Source organism: Okibacterium endophyticum, from assembly GCF_054780075.1.
This window is the reverse complement of the sequence record NZ_BAAGXA010000008.1, coordinates 18,720-39,957: the sequence shown is the minus strand read 5'-3', so window position 1 is coordinate 39,957 and position 21,238 is coordinate 18,720. Positions and strand designations below refer to the sequence as shown.

Here is a 21,238-nt window from a genome sequence, read left to right as displayed (position 1 = left end):
CGCCGGTTTCAGCCCACAACGATCTCGGGCTCGTGTCGCACGGGAAAGCTCACCGATCTCGCGATGAAGCACAGCTCGTTCGCCCTGTGATGCGCCTCTCGCGCCGCGTCGACCATGGAGGAGTCTGCAACGGTCACCACGGGGCGAAGCATCACCTCGGTGAACGCGCCGCCGCTCGCGCCGTCTTCACGCATGGTGCCCGCCGCGCGGTCTTCGTATGCAGTGACGACAACACCGACGGTGACAGCCACGTGCAGGTACGACAGCATGTGGCACTGTGCGAGGGCGGCCACGAGAAGCTCTTCGGGGTTCCACCTCGACGCGTCGCCGTGGAAGGCCTTGTCTGCCGACCCCTCGAGCGGGTGCTTCCCCGCCGCCTCGACCACCAGGTCGCGGCTGTAGGCGCGGTAACCGCTCGTGCCGGTGCCGGTGTTCCCCAGCCATCTCACGTCGACGCTGTACAGATGTTCGCCCAACATGGCTCAAGTGTCGCATGCGCGGGCGCTGGATGTGAGCTGACGTTACGCTTGACCGGGTGAGCAGCCAGACGCAGTCGAACCATGCAGGTCCCCCTCTCGAGACGTTCACCGCAGCGAGCGCGCATGAACTCGCCATCGTCGTCAGAAGCGGCTTCGTCGAGTCGCGGCACAGCGGATCCGCCATCGTGATCGACCAGCACGCGGACGTCATCCGCCAGGTCGGCGATGTCAGCACACCGGTTTTTCCTCGATCGACGCTCAAGCCGTTCCAGGCGATAGCCGTGATGAACGCCGGTGTCGGCCTTCGGGGAGCGGCTGCCGTGCTCGCCACGGCCAGCCACGCCGGAACGCCGCGCCACGTCTCGGTCGTCAGGAGCATTCTCGCCCAGGCCGGACTCACCGAAGACGCCCTGCAGTGCCCCGCAGAGTGGCCTCTCGACCAGGCGTCCCGCTCCGAGCTCGTCCGCGTCAACGGCAGCGCGTCGCCAGTGCACATGAACTGCTCGGGCAAACACGCGGCCATGCTGCTCGCCTGCGTGCAGAACGGATGGCCCGTCGAGACCTACCTCGATCCGGCTCACCCCCTTCAGCTGCAGGTGAAGGATGTCATCGAGCGGTTCACCGGGGAACGGCCCGCCGCGACCGGCGTCGACGGGTGCGGAGCGCCGGTCTTCGCGATCTCGCTGACGGCGCTCGCCCGCGGGATCGCGCGCGTCCGCACCTCGTCGCCGTCGTCACCGTTCGCGATCTATCGCAATGCGGGCATCCTCTGCGAGGCGGTGCTGCAGAATGCGTGGGCCATCGACGGCGACGGCCGAGCGAACACCACGGTGATCGAACGGCTCGGCGTGTTCGCGAAGGGCGGTGCGGAGGGCGTTATGGTGATGGCGGCGCCCGACGGCACAACTGTCGCACTGAAGATGCTCGATGGAGGATCACGAGCGACGACGATCGTCGGCCTGCACCTGCTGGCGCGCGCCGGTGCGATCTCTGCGGCCGACGTCGACACCGTCGCGCCAGACCTCGGGCTCGCCGTCTTAGGGGGCGGGAAGCCGGTGGGCGGCATCAGGGTCTCGCCTCTTCTCGGCTGATCACGAGGCACGTGCAGAAGCGACCTGGTGCGTACCTTGTGCGCTTCCTGCACATCCGCTGAACCGATTGTGAACCCTCGGGCGCGGCCTGCGACGATGGTGTGATGGCCCAGTCATGGATCGACCTTCTTATTTCTCTGGTTTCTGCGCTCGGCATCGCCGCGCTTCTCTATCTGGCCGCCGCCCTTGTCGTGCGACTGGTGGCCAGACGACGGGCGTGGGCGAACACGCTGATCAGGCGTGTCCGGCGTTCCCTGCGCACACTCGTTCTCGTGATCGCCGTGCGCACCGGTCTGGCCATCGGGCTTCCCGCCGAGGCGCGCGACTCCGACTGGTGGGCGCTGGTCGACCATCTCTTGCTCATCGCGACGATCGCGATCACCGCGTGGTTCGTCTGTTCTCTCGCGCTCTTCTTCGTCGACCTCGGGTTGAACCGTTACCGCATCGACGGACCGAACAACCGTGTGGCCCGCCGCATCCGCACACAGGTGCTCATCCTGCGCCGGCTGGTCATCGCGTTGATCGTGATCATCGCGATCGGCTCGATCCTCTTCACCTTCCCCGGTGCGAGCGCGTTCGGCGCCAGTGTGCTCGCCAGTGCGGGCCTCGTGAGCATCGTGGCCGGCCTCGCAGCGCAGTCGACACTCGCGAACGTGTTCGCCGGCATGCAACTCGCGTTCAGCGACGCGATCCGCATCGACGACGTTGTGATCGCCGATGGTCAATGGGGTCAGATCGAAGAGATCACGCTGACCTATGTTGTTGTGCACATCTGGGACGACCGCCGCATGGTCCTGCCGTCGACCTACTTCACCACAACGCCGTTCGAGAACTGGACCAGACGAGACTCCGAGCTCCTCGGTGCTGTCGAGTTCGACCTGGACTGGCGCGTCACGCCGGAGCAGATGCGCGCAGAGCTCAAGCGTGTGGTGACGGGCAGCGATCTCTGGGACGGCAGGACATGTGTGCTGCAGGTGACGGATGCCGTGGGCGGCTTCGTGCGCGTGCGCGTTCTCGTGAGCGCTGCGGACTCCGGCAAGCTCTGGGATCTGCGGTGCATGGTGCGTGAAGAGCTCATCGAGTGGCTCCACCGATCGAGCCCGTCGTCGCTCCCGAGGACGCGTGTGCAGATGATCGAAGCCGAGCGTATGCCGAGCCGGCGCAAATCGCATGACACAGAGGGCAATCAGGGTCTGTTCAGCGGTGACCCGGCCGCTGACGAGCGCGGGAGCCAGTTCACGGGGCCGATCGGCACGGTCGATGCGGCCGAACTGGACGAACTCGACGCGGCGAAACTCGACCCGGCCGAGACCGACACACGCCGCATCAACACGAGGCACACCGACGCGAAGCGCACAGATACTCGGCTCATCGATCTCTCTGAGCTCGAGGATCCCGGCCGACGCCCGTGACCCGGGCCGACGCAGGAATACGTCGTCTGACAAGAGCTCGCGTTACGGCGCCAGACTCACCCGCGTCACCTTCCCGCCCGGATCGAGGCACCAGGCCCGGCCTCTGATCGGGGCGAGCAGCGGCGGCAGGTCCCTGATCCTCGTGATCGCCCTGAACTCCGCCGGTGTGCACCCCTCGAACACGAGGTGCGCCGACGGGCGCAGCGCGGTGAGCAGCGCCCACTGGGCCTGCCATTGCTCGGTGTCGCCGACCATCACCACCGGCCCGCGCTGCAGGTCGAGGCTGTCGACCGTGAGGCGTCCCGGCTGCTGTGCGCCCGCCTCTGCAAGGCCGGCGACTCGAACCGCGCGGTCTGGGTGCCGACGGTGCAGAGAGGCCACTCGCTCCCGTGCATATCGCGAGACGATCACGGTGACCGCCGCCGCCCGTTCGTCGAACACCTCTGGCTCGAACCCCTCTGGGTCGGCCTCTCGCGGCGGGTGAAGCGTTGACGCCGCAACCCGCGCCACCTGGGTCTCCCGTCCCTGCCAGATCGCACTCCCCCGCCGTCTGTTCTCGTTCCAGAACCGCGGATCTCCTCCCGCCCCGCTGTGCTCCTGCCTGTTCGCCTGTTTGAGCATAAGAACGCTTCCGGCGAAGCTGCTGAGCTGTGTGAGCGGCCCAGAGAGGCGGTTGGCCGTGACGATCACCCACAGCCGTCGTCCCGGGCCTTCCCTCAGCAGACGGACGACGCCGTCGCGCAGCTCTGTGGCGTAGTCGTCGTCGATCCTGGCGCAGACGGCGTCGAGGTCGTCGATGAGCAGAACGGTCCCTGACGCGGGCAGCGTATCGCGTCTGATGCCGATGGCGAGCCGCGAGACCTCGTCCCAGGTGCGCTCATCGTGATCGCCGATCCGCACAACCGTGAGGGTGTCTGCCATGCTCCGTTCGAGAGTGTCGAGCACGGTGGTCTTGCCCGTCCGTGCCGTGCCGAGCACCAGAACGCTTCCGTCCGAGTGCGGTTGGTATCTGGCCGTCGCCTGGCGTTGTTGATCGGGCAGGTCCGACAACCCGAACGCGTACCCCGTCGTGTGATCCCCCGCGTTGTGAAGGCTGCCGAGATCGACCGTCTCCGGGAGCGGATCGAGCCAGGGGCGTCGCACCCTCCGACGGGGATCGCTCCATCGCGTCGCGATCCGCGTGAGCTCGACGCTCGTCACTGTGGCAACCTGCGCGATGGTCGTTCCGTCGTCTTCTGCGATGACCACCCGACCGGGAATCGTCGCGGACAGCCTGGCCGCAGCGTCCGTTCCGACGACGCTCACCGAGTCGGCACGGTTGTTCACCCGGAGCGAGAGTCGCAGTCCGCAGTTGGCCATCAGGGACTCCCTGACCACACCGGCCGGCCGTTGGGTACAGAGGATGAGGTGCATTCCGAGGGACCGGCCGCGAGCGGCGATGTCGGTGAACACGGTGTGCAACTCGGCGAAGCCGTCGAGCATGGCGGCGAACTCGTCGACGATGATGACCAGCCGCGGCAACCGGTCACCCGCTTCACTGATGTCGCGGACGCCGGCCTCACGCAGAACGTGCTCACGATGCCTGACCTCCGCTTTGAGACTCTCGAGGGCACGTGTCGCCTCGGCCTGGTCGAGGTCGGTGATCACCCCGACCACGTGCGGCAGGCCCGTCAGAGGGGCGAAGGCGGCGCCGCCCTTGAAGTCCACGAGCAGCAGCGTCGCCTTCTCTGGTGGATATCTGTCTGCGATGCTCGCCGCCCAGGTGATCAGCAGTTCGCTCTTGCCGCTTCCCGTTGTGCCTCCCACGATGGCATGGGGTCCGTCCGCGACGATGTCGAGCGCCACGGCACCACGCTCACCGATTCCGACGACGGCCTGCAGTCCGCGTTCTCCTCCGGGTGAAGGCGTCGCAAGCGCCGCGGCGGCCGCGTCGTTGTACGCCACGGATCTCGCGAGGTGGGCACGAGACCCGATCAGGCCGAGCGAGCGAGCATGGCTGGTGAGCTCGGCGGCACGGGCGGATGCCTGCGCCTCAGTCACGAGGTCGACTGCTATCGGCAGCGCAGACGCCTCGTGCAGAACCGCGCTGTCCGCGCCGGTGACGTCGATCACCGCCGCACAGCGGGGAGGAATACGCTCGACGTTCTCGTCGATGGCAATGACGACCTCGGTGCCCCCGGTCTCACCGCCGGCAATGCCGGCCGGTGCCGTCTCGGTGGCGGGCGTGGCCACTGCATCCGTTCCGGCAGGCGGATGGCCGCCGGGCGATGCGGCGGTCACGTCACGTCTCTCCGCGTCGACCACACGCACAACGACCTCGGGGCTGCCGGCCGCCATCGCGTGCGGCAGTTCTGCCGCCCAGCTCCAGGCGGACCCTGCCGGCACAACAACGTGGGCGACACCGGGGTGCATCCGTTCGCAGAGTTGCAGGAGCAGTCCGCGAGCGACCGCCCTGCCGAGAACCGTAGGCCCGGCCACACCGATGCCGCGCGCGGAGTCGAGCTCAACGGGCACCCCCGAGACGACCGCGGCCTGCAGGGTGAGGCGCCTGGTCTGCTCAGTCACCGCTCCGTCGACCCGGATTCGGCTGGGCTGTTGTCCCTCCCCGACGACGATGACCGTGCGGGTGCCGACGGGTGCGCGCCACCTGGCTGTGCGTGCGCCCCGGTCGTCTCGATCGAGCAGAACCGAGATCCGAGGTGTCAGACTGCCGCGTTGCCGGCGCTCCACCGTATGCCGACACGCGATCTGATCGGCCACACGCTCGCACTGACGCTCGAACTCACGTGTGTCGCGACGCAGTCGCCGCTTCGATCCCCAGCGTCCGTCGATCACTCCGCCGATGGCCACGATCGGGCCGAGAGCTGCGAACACGAGCACGTAGGGCGAGTGCGTCATCAACCACATCACTCCCGAGGCGAGGACCGGCGCGAACGACGCGACAACGGGAAACGGCGCCGGCGGTTGCGCCGTCGGTTCGGTCGGCAGGGCGATCGGCTCGTCGACCGGCGGAACGGAGGACGGCGATTCCGGCGTCCGAGCCGACCCTGCGGGCTGGACCGACGGTGAGTCGTGGTGCGGAGCTCTGACCATGTCTCGAGTCGAGCAGAGTCCGATCGGGTGGTGGCCACATCACAGATGTCCGTGGAGAACGTCATCGACGGCTCGGGACGTGCAGGACGCCGGCGGGAGCTGTGTTCCCATGGCCGACGGCCGCCTGCGACGGGACGACCTGCGGCAGCTGACGCCCCGCGGCGCACGAAGCGACACAACCGCGCAACTCGTTGTGCGAGGGGCAGGATGCCCAGGTGTCAGCGTTCTGTGTCGCCGTCTGCGGTGAGAACGAGTTCGTCGAGCACGATCACACTGATGTTGTCACGACCCCCGTTCTCGAGTGCGGCGCTCACGAGGGCGCGCACGGCCTGCTCCGGGGTCTCCGAGTTCATCAGAAAATGCCTGAGACCGAAATCCGTGAGCTCTTTTGTGAGGCCGTCGGAGCAGATCAGCCATCGCGCTCGGTCGGCCATGGCCACGTCCGTGTAGTCGGGAAGAGGCTCCTCGGAGAACCCGACCGCGCGGGTGATCACATTCCCGTGCGGATGCGTCTCTGCTTCGTCAGGGGTGATCGCGCCGATCGAGATGAGTTCCTGCACAACCGAGTGATCGAGCGTCACCTGCACGAGTTCATCGCCGAGCAGCCTGTATACGCGGGAGTCGCCGATGTTGAAAACGGTCCAGGCGGGGGCGGACTCGTCGCCGAACCCGAACAGCAGCCCGGTGACGGTGGTGCCCGTGCCGAGGTCCGATTCGCCGACGGCCTCGAACATGTCGGCGACGGCGCCACGGAGCGCTTCTTCGACGGATCCGCGGCTCAGGCGCTCCCCGCGTGCAACCGCTTCGCTGAATCGCGAGATCACTGCCGCACTGGCCACTTCTCCGGCTTCGTGCCCGCCCATGCCGTCGGCGACGGCGAACAGCGGATAGCTGACGATCAGGGCGTCCTGGTTGACCTCGCGCTTGCGGCCGGTATCTGTGACGGAAGCCCAGCGCAACTCGACGGGCAGGCCACCGGGCACATCGACGCTATGCGCGCCTGTGCTCACGTCGGGCTCTGTCACTGCTGGTCCTCTCGGCCTCGTTCAGCCGTCTCTCAAAATAGTAACGGTTCGCGGGGTGCCGATGAGCCACGGCACAAGGATGGTCTCACCTCATTCAGCGGATTCCGTGCGCGTCTCGTATGCCCAGTCGGGCAGGTGACCGGTGGCGAGCAACGTCGCGAGCAAGTGTGCGAGCGGATATGCGGGGTCTGCGATACACGCCTTGTCCACCCACCTTCCGGCTATCGAGCCGCGGCCGAGGCTCCAGTGCAGCCAGCCGATCATGCACAGCAGCGGTGCGTGCGTCACACGCGGGAGCCTGACGACGGCGTATTTCATAAGCTCGATGGCGGCCTGGATCCGCTCGGGATCGGGGCGGGGCATTCCGAGACCACAAAGAAACCCGGCACGCAGGTCGTGCTCGATCGGCTCTCCCGCCGCGTATCTGGTGTTCAGCCGGCACACGGCGTCGCCGGTCTCGACGCCCCAGGCCCATGTCGCCAGCAACGCATCACGAGTCACAGGTGATCGAGCGAGAACGCCGACGAGGGCGACGTTGTCGATCCGTGACGAAGACCCGTTGTCGGCGGGAGCCTCTTCAGCGAGAACGCTCTCGGCGAAGTCCACAACGTCTGCAAGGACGTCGCCGACGCGAACCCCGTCGGCAGGAACGCCGTCAACGGCCGCGAGGTCCCGGTCTTCCGACAGAGAAGACGAGTGCACACCCGCCGCCGTGGTCCTGTTGAAACGCATACAGGTGCGCTCCCTGCTCTCGAAGTCGGCCGCCGGCAGTGAACTCTCGCGTTCGATATCGAGAAGTTCGCGCTCCTCGCCCGACTCACGGATCGCCCTGTGCAGCGGCGAATCCTCGACCTCGGCGATCGGATGCGGCCCATCGTCACCGTCGCCATATCGAGACCAGCTGTCTTCACCCACCCAGAGGGCGTCCCTCACGAGAAAACCGGAGGCGACGGACCGCGCCACCAGCATGTCGACATAATCGGAGTGCGGTGGCCCCGTGACGGGGCTGTATCCCCCGTCGCTGTACACAACGGGCACAACGGCATCCGCTCTCGGAATCTTGCAGATGAGCCCGATGAGCGTTGTGGCCGAGGTCTCGCGTTCTTCTGCCGACACCGCATCGGTCGGCAGGTCGACGCGCAGTGCCCCGCAGGTCCGGTTTCCCCTGAACGCGACGAGCACAATGCTCTCAGTCGGCTGCATACCGGCGAGCTGGGGGACGAGGGCGAGAAAATCGGCGGCGGACGGGGCTTTCAGAATCGTCGTCATACGGAGAGTCTCACCCGCCGGTCAGAGCGGGCGGGACCGCCAGACGAAGCCGTGGAGTTCAGCGTCGGACGATGCTCCTGTGCAGAACCACCGTCCCGCGGCTCCTGCACAGGCCAGGATGCCGCGGGCCGGCTTCCACAGATCAGGCCGCCTCGCCCGCCGGCCGGGGCGGAATGCGTAGCGTGGCCCGCATGATCGCACACAGCACCCTCTTCGACACACCCGTCAGGCTCGCGAGGATGACGAGCCCGCTCGGCAGGATCCAGATCGAGAGCGACGGCGACGGCATCACACGGCTCTCCGTGGAATGTGATGGGGAACTGCCGCACGCCGACATCCCCGAGAGACCGTCACCACTCCTCGACTCTGCCATGGCCCAACTCGCAGAGTACTTCGCCGGACGGCGGCGGTCCTTCGCGCTGAACCTGGTGCTCGAGGGCACGCCGTTCCAGCACGCCGTGTGGAAGGCGCTCATGGCCGTTCCGTACGGGCAGGCGACGACATACGGACGGCTCGGCCACACAGCGGGAGCAGGCACCGCAGGGCGTGCCGTGGGCGGAGCGATAGCGGCAAACCCGCTGCCGATCCTTGTGCCGTGTCATCGGGTGCTCGCGGCACACGGGCACATCACCGGCTATTCGGTGGGCGACGGTGTGCGCGTGAAGGAGTGGCTGCTCGACCACGAGCACATCGAGTTCCGGCGGTCGCCCTGACCGTCGAGAAGGCCGTGCGGCCGGTCAGACGACCAGGGCGAGTTCCCTGTCTGCGGACGGCTCGAGACGCCAGCCACTCTGGAGGCCCCACGCGACGAGTTCGTCGACCGATGCGAAGTCGTGCCCGCTCTGCACGATGGAGCGCGTGAACTCGCCCTTGCTCTTCTTGTTGAAGTGGTTGAGGGCCCGCCTGACCCCGGACTCCCCCTCGGTCAGCACACGCAGGTACACGGACTCGGGCCGCGAGGGCGCCGGGCCGAGGGCGACGTATGCTTCTGACCGCATGTCGAGCACCAGGCCGTCTGAGCCCAGGAGGGATGCCTCGACGGCGTCTCGCCAGTGCCGTGCGAGCACAACCGAGGGCACACGCGAATTGTGTGAGAGCCGATACGCCGGAATGGGATCGAGAGCGCCGACGGGGCCGAAGAGCGCGGCATGTATCACAACGTGCTGTGCGGCGAACGCGCGGGCACGGGCGTCGAGACTGCCCGCACCGAGCGCATCGAACAGGACACCCGTATAGCGGTCGAGGGCGGGAAGGGTCGGTGATGACCACAGACGGCGGTTGAGTTCGACGTCGCCATGCTGGGTGGCACCGAGCTTCAGCGCGGCGATCGAGGCCTCCGTGTCGCCGGCAAGCGCCTCGACCGCGTCGATCAGCGCCCGACGGTGATCAGACAGCTCGGGGTAGCGCAGACGAGACAGAGACAACGAAGGCCCCGTGCCCCCTGTGCGCTTCGTCTCAGACGGAGGCAGCAGGATGAGCACGGGGTTCGCGGGTGATTCCGGGTGTTACGCGACGAGCGCGGCGTTGCCCGCCACAACAGTCACCATGTTGTTCTCTACCGAGAGGAAACCGTCGTCAGCGCTCGCTGTCACCTTCTCGCCATTGCCGAGTGTGACGCGCACCTCGCCCTGGGCGAGTATGGCGAGCATCGGCTCGTGACCGGGCAGGATGCCGATCTCGCCCTCAACGGTTCTCGCGACGACCATCGACGCCTCGCCAGACCACACTTCGTGGTCAGCTGCGACAACGCTGACGTTCAGACCAGAAGTGGCCATGATCAGCCGTTCTCCTTCTGAATCTTGGCCCACTTCTCTTCGACGTCTGAGATCGCCCCGACATTGAAGAACGCCTGCTCGGCGACATGGTCGAACTCACCCTTGGCGATCGCGTCGAAGGACTCGATGGTCTGCTTCAGCGGAACCGTCGAACCCTCGACGCCCGTGAACTTCTTCGCCATGTAGGTGTTCTGCGAGAGGAACTGCTGGATGCGGCGTGCCCGCGAGACGGTGATCTTGTCTTCTTCGCTCAGCTCGTCGACACCGAGGATCGCGATGATCTCCTGAAGTTCTTTGTTCTTCTGCAGGATCTGCTTCACTGTCGTCGCGACACGGTAGTGGTCCTCGCCCAGGTAGCGGGGGTCCATGATGCGGCTGGTAGACGTCAGCGGGTCGATCGCGGGGTACAGCCCCTTCGACGCGATCTCACGCGACAGCTCGGTTGTGGCATCGAGGTGCGCGAACGTCGTCGCGGGTGCCGGGTCGGTGTAGTCGTCGGCCGGCACGTAGATCGCCTGCAGAGACGTGATCGAGTGACCGCGCGTCGAAGTGATGCGCTCCTGAAGCACACCCATCTCGTCGGCGAGGTTCGGCTGGTAACCCACTGCAGACGGCATACGGCCGAGAAGTGTCGATACCTCTGAACCGGCCTGCGTGAAGCGGAAGATGTTGTCGATGAAGAGCAGAACATCCTGCTTCTGCACGTCACGGAAGTACTCGGCCATGGTCAAGGCCGACAGGGCGACGCGAAGACGCGTTCCGGGCGGCTCGTCCATCTGTCCGAAGACGAGGGCCGTCTTGTCGAAGACGCCCGCCTCCTCCATCTCGTGGATGAGGTCGTTGCCCTCACGGGTGCGCTCACCGACACCGGCGAACACCGAGACACCACCGTGGTTCTGCGCCACACGCTGGATCATCTCCTGGATCAGAACGGTCTTGCCGACACCCGCACCGCCGAACAGCCCGATCTTTCCGCCAAGCACGTAGGGGGTCAGCAGGTCGATCGACTTGATGCCGGTCTCGAAGAGCTGCGTCTTCGACTCGAGCTGGTCGAACGGCGGCGGCTTGCGGTGGATCGGCCAGCGTTCGGTGACCTCGAGGGTCTCGCCCGGCTCGAGGTTCAGAACCTCTCCGATGACGTTGAACACCTTGCCCTTGGTGACGTCGCCGACGGGCACAGAGATCTGCGCACCCGTGTCGGTGACCTCCTGGCCGCGGACGATGCCGTCCGTCGGCTTGAGGGCGATGGCACGAACGAGGTCGTCTCCCAGGTGCTGGGCGACCTCGAGGGTGATCTCCGTCGACTGCTCGCCGAGGACGATTGTGGTCTTCAGCGCGTTGTAGATCTCGGGGATCGCGTCGTGCGGAAACTCGATGTCAACAACGGGGCCGGTCACGCGGGCAACGCGGCCGACGCCTGGGGCCTTCTGCTCCGCCTCTTGCTCGGCGGGGGCAACTGTTGTCATTGCTCTTCTTCTCTCTTCGTTGTCGAAAGCTCTATTTGGCGGAGGACAGTGCGTCGGCTCCGCCGACGATCTCAGAAATCTGCTGCGTGATCTCGGCCTGACGCGCGTTGTTGCGCAGGCGTGTGAAGTCGGTGATCAACTTGTCGGCGTTGTCGCTCGCCGACTTCATGGCCTTCTGAGTGGCCGCGTGCTTCGCAGCGGCAGATTGCAGCATGGCGTTGAAGATGCGGCTCTCGAAATAGACCGGCAGCAGGGAATCCAGCACGCTCTCTGCATCGGGTTCGAACTCGTACAGCGGGAGCACAGCGTTGCCTTCCGGCTCCTCGACGCCCTCGACGACCTCGAGCGGCAGCAGGCGCACGACCTCGGGGGTCTGGGTCATCATGCTCACAAAACGGTTGTAGACGATGTGGATCTCGTCGACGCCGCCCTCTGACGCATCGGTGAGGAACGCATCGAGAACGGTCCGGCTGATCTGCTGTGCCGTCTCGAAGTCGGGGTTCTCCGCTCCCCCCGTCCACTCCGCCGCAATCGGGTGCTTGCGAAAGTTGAAGTACCCGACGGCCTTACGCCCGTACACGTAGTGCACAACCTCTTTGCCCTGACTGCGGAGCAGTTCGGTCAGCTCGGCGGCCTCACGGAGAACCTGCGAATTGAACGCACCGGCCAGACCGCGGTCAGACGTGAAGATGACCACGGCGGCGCGCTCGATCTTCTCGGGCTCGGTCGTGAGCACGTGCTCGACGTTGGAATACGTGGCAACAGCGGAGACCGCCCTCGTGATCGCACGCGAGTACGGCCCGGAGGCGGCCACACGCGCCTGCGCCTTCTGGATGCGTGAAGCCGCGATGAGCTCCATCGCCTTGGTGATCTTCTTGGTCGTCTGCGCAGACTTGATCCTCTGCGTGTAGACCCGAAGTTGTGCGCCCATCTGTTATCGACGTCCCTTGACGATCTTCTCCTGGTTGACGTCCTCTTCTGGCAGCTCCTCGAACTGCTCGGAGCCCGGACCGTTCAACGGCTTGCCTTCTCCGGTCTGGAACTCGAGCTTGAACTTGTCGACCTCCGCGTCCAGGATGGCGACGGTGTCGTCATCGAGCACGTTCGTGTCGCGGAGGGTGTCGAGCACACTGGTGTTGCGGGCCAGGTAGTCGAGCAGCTCGCGTTCGAACCGAAGGATGTCTTCGACGGGCACCTCGTCGAGCTTGCCCTTTGTGCCCGCCCAGATCGAGACGACCTGCTCTTCGACCGGATACGGCGAGTACTGCGGCTGCTTGAGCAGCTCGGTCAGGCGCGCACCGCGAGCGAGCTGACGGCGGCTGGCTGCATCGAGGTCGGACGCGAACATCGCGAACGCCTCGAGCGAACGGTACTGAGCGAGCTCGAGCTTCAGAGTGCCCGAGACCTTCTTGATGCTCTTGACCTGTGCGTCTCCACCCACACGCGAGACCGAGATGCCGACGTCGACAGCGGGACGCTGGTTGGCGTTGAACAGGTCGGACTGCAAGAAGATCTGACCGTCGGTGATCGAGATCACGTTGGTCGGAATGTATGCAGAGACGTCGTTCGCCTTGGTCTCGATGATCGGAAGGCCGGTCATCGAACCCGCGCCGAGCTCGTCTGAGAGCTTCGCACAACGCTCCAGCAGGCGGGAGTGCAGGTAGAACACGTCGCCGGGGTATGCCTCGCGGCCCGGCGGGCGGCGGAGCAGCAGCGAAACCGCACGGTAGGCCTCGGCCTGCTTCGACAGGTCGTCGAAGATGATGAGAACGTGTTTGCCGCTGTACATCCAGTGCTGGCCGATGGCCGATCCGGTGTACGGAGCGAGGTACTTGAACCCGGCGGCGTCTGACGCGGGAGCGGCGACGATGGTTGTGTACTCCATCGCGCCGGCCTCTTCGAGCGCACCCTTCACACCGGCGATCGTCGAGCCCTTCTGTCCGATCGCGACATAGATGCACCTGACCTGCTTGTCGACGTCACCGGATTCCCAGTTCGCCTTCTGGTTGATGATCGTGTCGATCGCGATGGCCGTCTTGCCGGTCTGGCGGTCGCCGATGATCAGCTGACGCTGTCCGCGGCCGACGGGGATCATCGCGTCGATGGCCTTGATGCCGGTCTGAAGGGGTTCGTGCACGCTCTTGCGCTGCATAACGCCTGGGGCCTGAAGCTCGAGCTCGCGCCGACCCTCGGCGGCGATCTCACCCAGGCCGTCGATCGGTGTGCCGAGCGGGTCGACGACGCGACCGAGGTATCCGTCACCGACGGGCACAGACAGCACCTCACCCGTGCGGGTGACTTCCATGCCCTCTTCGATGCCGGTGAACTCGCCGAGCACAACAACACCGATCTCGTTCTCATCGAGGTTCTGCGCGAGGCCGAGTGTTCCGTCTGCGAACCGGATCAGCTCATTCGCCATCACCCCCGGGAGACCCTCGACGTGCGCGATGCCGTCACCGGCGTCGGTGACATACCCGACCTCTGTCTTCGACGCCGCGCCAGGCTCGTAGGCCTTCACAAAATCCTTGAGAGCATCACGGATCTCGTCGGGGCTGATCGTAAGTTCTGCCATCATCTTCCCTATCTATGTGAAGACCGAGGTCTTCTGAGTTCATCGTTTCCGGCGTCAGCCGGCAAGCTGGAGTTTGAGTTCGGCCAGTCGGGACTGGATGCTGCCGTCGAACACGTCGTCAGCGACCTGCACGCGCAATCCCCCGACAAGCTGCGGGTCCGTGACCTGGCTGATTCTCAGCGCACGACCGTAGGTGGCCGCGAGCGTCTGTTCGAGCCGTTTGAGCTGTGCGTCGCTGATCGGCGACGCGCTTGTCACCGTTGCGACCGTGTAACCGAGTTCGTCCGCGACGATTCGCGCCGCGTTCCGCAGCAGTTCGCCGATGCGCCTGTCCCTTGGCTGCTGCACGAGATGCTTCACGATCTCGAGGGTCTGGCCGGTCGCCTTGCCGCTGAGCAGCTTCTCGACGAGTGACACCTTCGACGACGTCTGGCCGAGCTTCGATCCGATGGCCAGTTCGAGGTCTGCATCGCTCGCGACCGCGCGGGCGAACGACAGGAGCTCGGCATCGATCGCTGCGGGCTTGGCCGAACGTGCAGCCGCGCGCAGACCGAGCTCCTCGATTCCGGCGAGCAGCTCGTCGTGATTCGACCAGCGCTCGCGCGCGACAGCCGTCAGAACGGTGAGGGCGGACGGATCGAGCTGAGCGCCGAACACCCGCTCGACGACAGCGGTTTTGCCGTCCGGGTCGGCGGCCGGGTCGGCTATGAGCGCGCGCAGTTGCGCAGAGTCGCCAACGACACGACCAGCCTCGAACAGCCCGACGGCGGTTTCAAGGCCGACCGCGCCGAGTGCCTCGAGGGCCTTGGTCGACGAGGCGAGTGCTTCTCTGGTAGCGCTACCCATTACGTGTTTGCTTTCTCCGATGCCTCGAGGTCCGCGAGAAAGCGGTCAACGATGGCGGATGCCTTCTGGTCGTCGGTGAGGGATTCGCCGATGACGTTCCCCGCGAGGTCGAGTGCGAGAGAACCGACCTCGCTGCGAAGCGACACCACGGCCGCCTGGCGCTCCGCCTCGATCTGCGCCTGCGCGCTCGCTGTGACTCGGCCGGCCTCGATGGTGGCCTGCTCCTTCGCCTCCGCGATGATTCGCTTGCCGTCTTCGCGAGCGGCCTCACGAATGGCGCCGGCCTCCTGACGGGCCTCGGCGAGCTGTGCCGTGTACTGCTCGAGCGCGGCGTCCGCCTTGCGCTGAGCCTCATCCGCCTTCGCGATGTTGCCCTCGATGGCCGCTGAACGCTCGTCGAGCATGGCCTGCATCTTCGGCAGGAAGACCTTCCAGAACGCGATCAGGATGATCACGAAGCAGACCGCGGACCAGACGATGTCGTAGGTCGCCGGAATGACCGGGTTCATCTCGGTCTCGTCCTCCGCTGCAGCGGTAAGTACTGCGTGAAGCATGGAGCCTCCTTACTTACTACTGGCGGGGACTAGTTGGTGAAGATGAAGTAGGTCGCGATGCCGATGAAGGCGAGCGCCTCGGTGAAGGCGATACCGATCCACATCAGAACCTGCAGACGACCCGCGAGCTCAGGCTGGCGGGCGACGCCTTCGATGGTCTTGCCCACGACGATGCCGACGCCGATGGCGGGGCCGATTGCTGCGAGACCGTAACCGACCGTCGCGATGTTTCCGTTGATCTCGGCGAGAACGGTTGTTGCGTCCACGTGTGTTTCCTTCCGTGATGGAGACCTGGCGGTTGCCAGGTCTGTTAGTGCTCTTCAGCGACCGCGAGCTGAATGTAGACCGCGGTGAGCAGGGTGAAGACGTAGGCCTGGAGGACAGCCACCAGGATCTCGAACAGGGTGAAGACGAACCCGAAGGCGAGGCTTCCGACGCCGAGCAGCGTCCAGAGCCCTCCGGCGGTGAAGAAGAAGAACTGCGTCGCCGCGAAGAACAGCACGAGCAGCAGGTGCCCGACGATCATGTTCATCATGAGTCGCAGCGTGAGGGTGACGGGGCGGATGAGGAAGGTCGAGATGAACTCGATCGGCGTCACGATGATGTAGACGGGCCACGGCACGCCGGCGGGAAAGAGCGAGTTCTTCCAGAACTTGCCTGGGCTCTTCTTCATGCCGGCGTAGATGAACGTCACATACGCCACGACGGCGAGCACCAGCGGCACGCCGATCACACTCGTTCCGGCGATGTTGAGGAACGGGATGATTCCCGTGATGTTCATAAAGAGCACCATAAAGAAGATCGTCGACAGGATCGGCAGGAACCTCTTGCCGTCTTTTTTGCCGAGCAGGTCTTCAGCCACGTTCACGCGAACGAGATCGAGGCCCATCTCGATGAGGCTCTGGAACCGTCCGGGGACAACACGCATCCGTCGCGTGCCGAGCCAGAACAACAGAAGCAGCGCGATGACGGCGACGAATCGCACAAGCATGATCCGGTCGATCTCGAACGGAGTTCCCTCGAACAGCAGCGGTCCAGGAAAAAATTCCGCGATCGACGGCGGGTGAAAACCACTATCGTCTTCGGCAGCGGTCGGGACCAGCAGGTTCACAGCGTTTGCTATCAGCGCTTTCTCCTGATTCGGGGCGTGGAGCTCGGCTCTCGCGGCGACGATTGATGGAAAGAAACCTGACCGAAACGCCTCGAAGGCGATGAAGGTGAGGGGAATCTCTACAAACTGTAGCAAACGAAAACCACTCGCTGCTAATCGGGAACGACTAGCGCGCGTCGCCGTCTTCGCCGGGGAGCTTCACGTCGCTCGCGTATGGCATTCGCGACTTCGAGAGCACGATCACGTCCACCACGAGCGAGGCGATGACACCGGCGATCACGCTGAGGAACAGGATGAGGTTGTTCACCCATTCCTGTTCGGTGAGCACCCAGGCGAGCACCAGGAACAACACGAATTTCACAAGCCATCCGCCCATGACCACACCGAAGAACACCCCGACGTAGAGCTCGCTCTTCGCGAACCGGTTGGCGAGAAGGATGCTCGCAGAGGTGATGGCGAGGAACGCCACAGACATCGCGGTGCCCAGGAGGGCGCTCACCAGGCCCCGCTCGTTGTCGGCGAACCAGCCGACAGCTCCAGAGACCACGGCGAGCAGGAGTGCGATGACCCCGCTCCACCGCAGACTGCTGGTGAATATCTTGTCCGAGATCATGGTGTGTCCTCCGTCGTGGCCATCGTGTCTGTGCCGTCGGCCGCGGCATCTTCTGTCGCCGTGCTGTGCACAGATGCGTCTGCCGCTTCGTCGAGCGGATCCGCCTTGGCGAGGGATTCTGCTGCCGCGGTCCCCTCCGGGGCGCTCTGCGCCCCGATTTCCGCCGATTTGCGCCGGCCGAGCGGCATCAGCGTGATGACCGCACAGACCACCACCCCGACGACGAGGAACCCGAGCGCGAACCAGTACGGCTGAAAGACGAAGAAGAGCAGGCACGCGATCGACAGCACGGACGTCCACGCATAGAAGATCAGGACAGCGTGCAAGTGGGAGTGCCCCATGTCGAGCAGCCGGTGATGCAGGTGCTTGCGGTCGGCGCTGAACGGTGATTTTCCCGCGCGGAGGCGCCTGAAGACGGCGAGACCGAAGTCGAGGAGCGGGACGACGAGAATGGCGAACGGCAGGATGATCGGGATGAACGCACCGATCAGCTGGCTGCGGCCGATGGTCGCGGTTCCGTCGACGCCCTGGCCGAGTGCGCCCGGCGTGATCTGGCCGGTGATCGCGATGGCGCTCGTCGCCATGAGCAGACCGACGAGGAGCGCGCCGGCGTCGCCCATGAACATCCGCGCGGGGTGCCAGTTGAGCGGGAGGAACCCGGCGCACACCCCGACAAGCACCGCAGAGATGAGGAGCGAGAGGTTGAAGAAGCTGCTCTGCCCCATCTCGCGGACGAGCAGGTAGCCGTAGACGAGGAACACGCCGTTGGCGATGAGGCCCACACCGGCGACGAGGCCGTCGAGGCCGTCGATGAAATTGATGGCGTTCATCACGAGGACGATCGCGAACACGGTCATCACGAATGACATCCAGCTCGAGCCGACCGTGAGGCCCCCGATCGGAAGCGAATAGATCTGCACCCCGGCAGCCGCGATGAGGCCGGCTGCGATGAACTGGGCGGCGAGCTTGACCATCCAGTCGAGGTCCCAGATGTCATCGGCGATTCCGACGATGACGATGAACAGCGACGAACCGAGCACAGCGAGGATCGCAACGCCCGAGTTCTGGAATGTCGATTGGAGGAACGGGTTCAGCGAGGCGATGCCGAGCGCACCGACGACCCCGATGAACATGGCTGCCCCGCCGAGTCTCGGCGTCGGCCTGGTGTGCACGTCGCGCTCGCGGATCACCGGGTACCACTTGTATCGAAGGGCGAGCTTGTAGACCACCACGGCGAGCGCAAAAGTGATGACAGCCGTCACGGCGGCGATCAGCGCGTACTGGATCATGGTGTGCCGGCACCGCCGTCGAGCAGATCGCCGACGACGTCGCGGAGCTCGGCACGACTCACCGCTCCGTCGCGAAGCACGGTGATCAGTCCATCTGGCACGCTCAGTCCTGTCGCATCGACGATGGTCGACGCGATGCCGCCGGACCGGCCACCGTCGAGGTACACCGACACCGAATCACCGAGCATCTCGAGGGCCCCGGCTGCGGTCGCCGCCGCGGGGCGGCCCGTGAGGTTTGCGCTCGACACGGCCAGCGGGCCCGTGTCTTCGAGCAGTTCGCGCGCGAGGTCGTGCGCGGGCATCCGCACTGCTACGGTCCCCTGCGTCTCGCCGAGGTCCCACGCGAGCGACGGCTGTGCCTGCAAGACGATCGTCAGACCGCCCGGCCAGAACGCCTCGACGAGCTTCTCGACGGCATCCGGAATCTCAGCGGCAAGCGCGTGCAGGGTCGCCACCTGCGGCACGAGCACGGGAGGAGGGGACTGACGTGTGCGGCCCTTCGCATCGAGGAGCCGTTGCACCGCGGAAGGGGAGAACGCGTCTGCCGCAACCCCATAGACCGTATCCGTCGGTATAACGACGAGCTCGCCGCGCGCGACGGCGCCGCGCGCCAGGCGCATGCCAGAGAGGAGTTGCTCGTTGACGGAGCAGTCGAAGATGCGGGACATTGCCGACGATTCTACTGTGCCCGTCTGGTGGCCACCCGCGAGTCAGCGGTGAGCCGCGAACGAGAGTGCGGGCGACGGACAACCCGCCGCCCGCGGTCGCCTCTCGTCGCCGTTACCGCCTTCCGGCCTTTCGCCTGAACATCAGCGCGCCCCAGACGATCGCGACCGCCAGAATGATCGCACACCAGATGAGGGCGACGACGCCGCTGTCTTCCATCGGCGTTCCCATCAGCAGTGAGCGAAGGGTCTCGATGATCGGGGTGATGGGCTGGTTCTCGGCCACCGGCTGCAGCCAGTCCGGCATCGTGCCGACCGGGACGAACGCGCTCGAGAGGTAGGGCAGGAAGAGCAGGATGAAGCCGTAGCCGTTCGCTGCCTCGGGCGAGCCCGTCGCGAGGCCGATCGCCGCGAAGAGCCAGGTGATCACGAGGATGTACAGGGCGATCAGGCCGATGGTCGCGACCCACTCGATGGGTGTCGCCGTCGGGCGGAACCCGACGAGCAATCCGACGCAGATCACGATTCCCGTCGCGACCAGGTTGCGCAGCACGCTCGCCACGACGTGCCCCGTGAGCACAGCGTTCCCGCGGATCGGCATCGTGCGGAATCTGTCCATGATGCCCGTCGTCATGTCGCGGGCCACGTAGCTGGCCGTCGACGACGCCCCGAAGCCGGCGCAGAGCAGGATGATCCCTGGCACGACGTAGTCGACGTAACCGCCTCCACCACCGACGTCCATCGCCCCGCCGAAGACGAAGGTGAACAGGAGCATCAGCATCACGGGGAGCAGAACAGCCATCAGCAGGCCCTCCCCGTCGCGCAGTGAGTGGATGATGCTGCGGCGGATGAACACGAGGTCGGTGACACCAGCAGCGGGTGTGCGCGAGCGGCCGGGGGCGAAGCCCGAAGATGTGAGCGTTGTCATGATGCGAACTCCTTCTGGTCGTCGCGCGAGCGTTCACGCGGGTCGGATGACGGAATGCCTGTGGGTGCCGCAGGATCGGTGAGCGTGAGGAACACGTCGTCGAGGCTGGGACGGCGCAGCGACACCGTGCCGGTTGCGGCGGCTCGGTCGAGCGTGTCGAGGGCGGTGCGCAGGCCGTGGACAGTCCCGTCCGTGCCGATCTCCTGGACGATCGTCTCGGTCTCGTCGCGCAGTTCGACGACGTCTCCTCCCACCTGGGCCTTGAGTGCCGCCGGTGTTCCCTGTGCGACGACGCGGCCGCCGTTGATGAGAGCGATGTCGTCTGCCAGCTGGTCCGCCTCCTCGAGATACTGGGTGGTGAGCAGGATCGTGGTCCCCGAGCGCCGCAGTCCGCCGATGACATCCCACAGCTCCTGCCTGCTGCGGGTGTCGAGCCCGGTCGTCGGCTCGTCGAGGAACACGATCGGCGGTGTGGTGATGAGCGTGATCGCGAGGTCGAGGCGGCGGCGCATGCCGCCGGAGTAGGTCTTCGCCTGCTTGCGCGCGGCCCCCGTCAGATCGAACTGCTGGAGCAGGTCCGCCGTCCGCCGCTTCGCCTCTGCACGGGTGAGCCCGGAGAGGCGCGACATCATCCGCAGGTTCTCCTCGCCGGTGAGCGACTCGTCGACCGCGGCCGACTGGCCGGTGAGGCTGATCGCCTGTTTGACCTTCCCCGGCTCACGGACGACGTCGAGTCCGGCCACGGTCACCGACCCGCTGTCGGGCTTCACGAGGGTGGACAGGATGTTGACGATGGTCGTCTTGCCCGCGCCGTTCGGCCCGAGCAGGGCGAAGATGGTCCCGCTCTCGATGCGCAGGGTGATGCCCTCGAGAACTTGGTTCTTGCCGAACCGCTTGCGCACCTCGCGCAGTTCGATCGCTGTTGTCACGATGTCTCTCCCACTCCCATGCCGTTGTGTATGCGGCATACTGTTTATGTTGTAAGCATTATGTTTATAGCACACACTGTTTATGGAGTAAACCGGGTATGTGCGTCGTATACAGTGAGGT

The 21,238-nt window shown here is 65.6% G+C and carries 21 protein-coding genes; 3 read left to right on the top strand and 18 right to left on the bottom strand.

Annotated elements, in window-relative coordinates; translation table 11 throughout:
• Positions 1-8: 8 nt before the first annotated feature.
• Positions 9-479, bottom strand: coding sequence for an OsmC family protein (locus tag ACYVF5_RS12120; RefSeq protein ID WP_460946721.1), 471 nt, complete (start codon positions 477-479; stop codon positions 9-11).
• 56 nt (positions 480-535) lie between these two features.
• Between ACYVF5_RS12120 and ACYVF5_RS12115 the strand changes: the two genes are divergently transcribed.
• Both ACYVF5_RS12115 and ACYVF5_RS12110 read left to right on the top strand, forming a co-directional pair.
• On the top strand, positions 536-1,570 hold the full coding sequence (locus tag ACYVF5_RS12115) for an asparaginase (RefSeq protein WP_460946719.1): 1,035 nt from the start codon (positions 536-538) through the stop codon (positions 1,568-1,570).
• Positions 1,571-1,674: 104 nt separating this feature from the next.
• Positions 1,675-2,982 (top strand): mechanosensitive ion channel family protein, encoded by a 1,308-nt coding sequence (locus ACYVF5_RS12110; protein ID WP_460946718.1) that lies wholly within the window; start codon positions 1,675-1,677, stop codon positions 2,980-2,982.
• A 42-nt stretch (positions 2,983-3,024) separates the two neighbouring features.
• Here ACYVF5_RS12110 and ACYVF5_RS12105 read toward each other — a convergent pair whose 3' ends face one another.
• The 3 genes from ACYVF5_RS12105 to ACYVF5_RS12095 form a co-directional block, all read right to left on the bottom strand.
• Positions 3,025-6,075: an FtsK/SpoIIIE domain-containing protein gene (locus tag ACYVF5_RS12105; RefSeq protein ID WP_460946715.1), complete on the bottom strand. Its 3,051-nt coding sequence runs from the start codon at positions 6,073-6,075 to the stop codon at positions 3,025-3,027.
• 218 nt (positions 6,076-6,293) lie between these two features.
• Positions 6,294-7,100, bottom strand: a complete 807-nt coding sequence (locus ACYVF5_RS12100; RefSeq protein WP_460946713.1) for a PP2C family protein-serine/threonine phosphatase — start codon at positions 7,098-7,100, stop codon at positions 6,294-6,296.
• A gap of 90 nt (positions 7,101-7,190) precedes the next feature.
• Positions 7,191-8,369: a DUF4192 family protein gene (locus ACYVF5_RS12095; RefSeq protein ID WP_460946711.1), complete on the bottom strand. Its 1,179-nt coding sequence runs from the start codon at positions 8,367-8,369 to the stop codon at positions 7,191-7,193.
• A gap of 191 nt (positions 8,370-8,560) precedes the next feature.
• Here ACYVF5_RS12095 and ACYVF5_RS12090 point away from each other — a divergent pair, with 191 nt between their 5' ends.
• A complete protein-coding gene (locus ACYVF5_RS12090) occupies positions 8,561-9,082 on the top strand; it encodes a methylated-DNA--[protein]-cysteine S-methyltransferase (protein ID WP_460946709.1) in 522 nt (173 codons plus the stop codon).
• 24 nt (positions 9,083-9,106) lie between these two features.
• On the opposite strand, the gene ACYVF5_RS12085 is transcribed toward ACYVF5_RS12090, so the two are convergent.
• The 14 genes from ACYVF5_RS12085 to ACYVF5_RS12020 form a co-directional block, all read right to left on the bottom strand.
• Positions 9,107-9,850 (bottom strand): YaaA family protein, encoded by a 744-nt coding sequence (locus ACYVF5_RS12085; protein ID WP_460946707.1) that lies wholly within the window; start codon positions 9,848-9,850, stop codon positions 9,107-9,109.
• Positions 9,851-9,874: 24 nt separating this feature from the next.
• Positions 9,875-10,144, bottom strand: coding sequence for a F0F1 ATP synthase subunit epsilon (locus ACYVF5_RS12080; RefSeq protein WP_460946705.1), 270 nt, complete (start codon positions 10,142-10,144; stop codon positions 9,875-9,877).
• A 2-nt stretch (positions 10,145-10,146) separates the two neighbouring features.
• The gene (gene atpD / locus ACYVF5_RS12075; RefSeq protein ID WP_460946703.1) at positions 10,147-11,610 is read right to left on the bottom strand and encodes a F0F1 ATP synthase subunit beta; all 1,464 of its coding nucleotides are present in this window, start codon (positions 11,608-11,610) and stop codon (positions 10,147-10,149) included.
• Positions 11,611-11,641: 31 nt separating this feature from the next.
• Positions 11,642-12,541, bottom strand: coding sequence for a F0F1 ATP synthase subunit gamma (locus ACYVF5_RS12070; protein WP_460946701.1), 900 nt, complete (start codon positions 12,539-12,541; stop codon positions 11,642-11,644).
• A gap of 3 nt (positions 12,542-12,544) precedes the next feature.
• Entirely contained in the window at positions 12,545-14,182 is a 1,638-nt protein-coding gene (gene atpA / locus ACYVF5_RS12065) for a F0F1 ATP synthase subunit alpha (protein ID WP_460947019.1), read from the bottom strand.
• A gap of 54 nt (positions 14,183-14,236) precedes the next feature.
• The gene (locus ACYVF5_RS12060; protein ID WP_460946699.1) at positions 14,237-15,028 is read right to left on the bottom strand and encodes a F0F1 ATP synthase subunit delta; all 792 of its coding nucleotides are present in this window, start codon (positions 15,026-15,028) and stop codon (positions 14,237-14,239) included.
• Positions 15,028-15,582, bottom strand: coding sequence for a F0F1 ATP synthase subunit B (locus ACYVF5_RS12055; protein WP_460946697.1), 555 nt, complete (start codon positions 15,580-15,582; stop codon positions 15,028-15,030). The genes ACYVF5_RS12060 and ACYVF5_RS12055 overlap by 1 nt, the downstream gene beginning before the upstream one ends.
• A 29-nt stretch (positions 15,583-15,611) precedes the next feature.
• Complete coding sequence (gene atpE / locus ACYVF5_RS12050; protein ID WP_108390493.1) at positions 15,612-15,848, bottom strand: ATP synthase F0 subunit C; 237 nt, start codon at positions 15,846-15,848, stop codon at positions 15,612-15,614.
• Between the two features lie 44 nt (positions 15,849-15,892).
• A complete protein-coding gene (gene atpB / locus ACYVF5_RS12045) occupies positions 15,893-16,693 on the bottom strand; it encodes a F0F1 ATP synthase subunit A (protein WP_460947017.1) in 801 nt (266 codons plus the stop codon).
• Between the two features lie 166 nt (positions 16,694-16,859).
• Positions 16,860-17,306 carry a hypothetical protein gene (locus ACYVF5_RS12040; RefSeq protein WP_460946695.1) on the bottom strand — a complete coding sequence of 149 codons (447 nt, stop codon included), beginning with the start codon at positions 17,304-17,306 and terminating at the stop codon, positions 16,860-16,862.
• The gene (locus ACYVF5_RS12035; RefSeq protein WP_460946693.1) at positions 17,303-18,595 is read right to left on the bottom strand and encodes an MraY family glycosyltransferase; all 1,293 of its coding nucleotides are present in this window, start codon (positions 18,593-18,595) and stop codon (positions 17,303-17,305) included. The genes ACYVF5_RS12040 and ACYVF5_RS12035 overlap by 4 nt, the downstream gene beginning before the upstream one ends.
• Positions 18,592-19,263: an L-threonylcarbamoyladenylate synthase gene (locus ACYVF5_RS12030; RefSeq protein ID WP_460946691.1), complete on the bottom strand. Its 672-nt coding sequence runs from the start codon at positions 19,261-19,263 to the stop codon at positions 18,592-18,594. Before ACYVF5_RS12030 ends, ACYVF5_RS12035 begins: the two co-directional genes overlap by 4 nt.
• A gap of 112 nt (positions 19,264-19,375) precedes the next feature.
• Positions 19,376-20,188, bottom strand: coding sequence for an ABC transporter permease (locus ACYVF5_RS12025; RefSeq protein WP_460946689.1), 813 nt, complete (start codon positions 20,186-20,188; stop codon positions 19,376-19,378).
• Complete coding sequence (locus tag ACYVF5_RS12020) at positions 20,185-21,117, bottom strand: ATP-binding cassette domain-containing protein (RefSeq protein WP_460946687.1); 933 nt, start codon at positions 21,115-21,117, stop codon at positions 20,185-20,187. The genes ACYVF5_RS12025 and ACYVF5_RS12020 overlap by 4 nt, the downstream gene beginning before the upstream one ends.
• Positions 21,118-21,238: the final 121 nt, after the last annotated feature.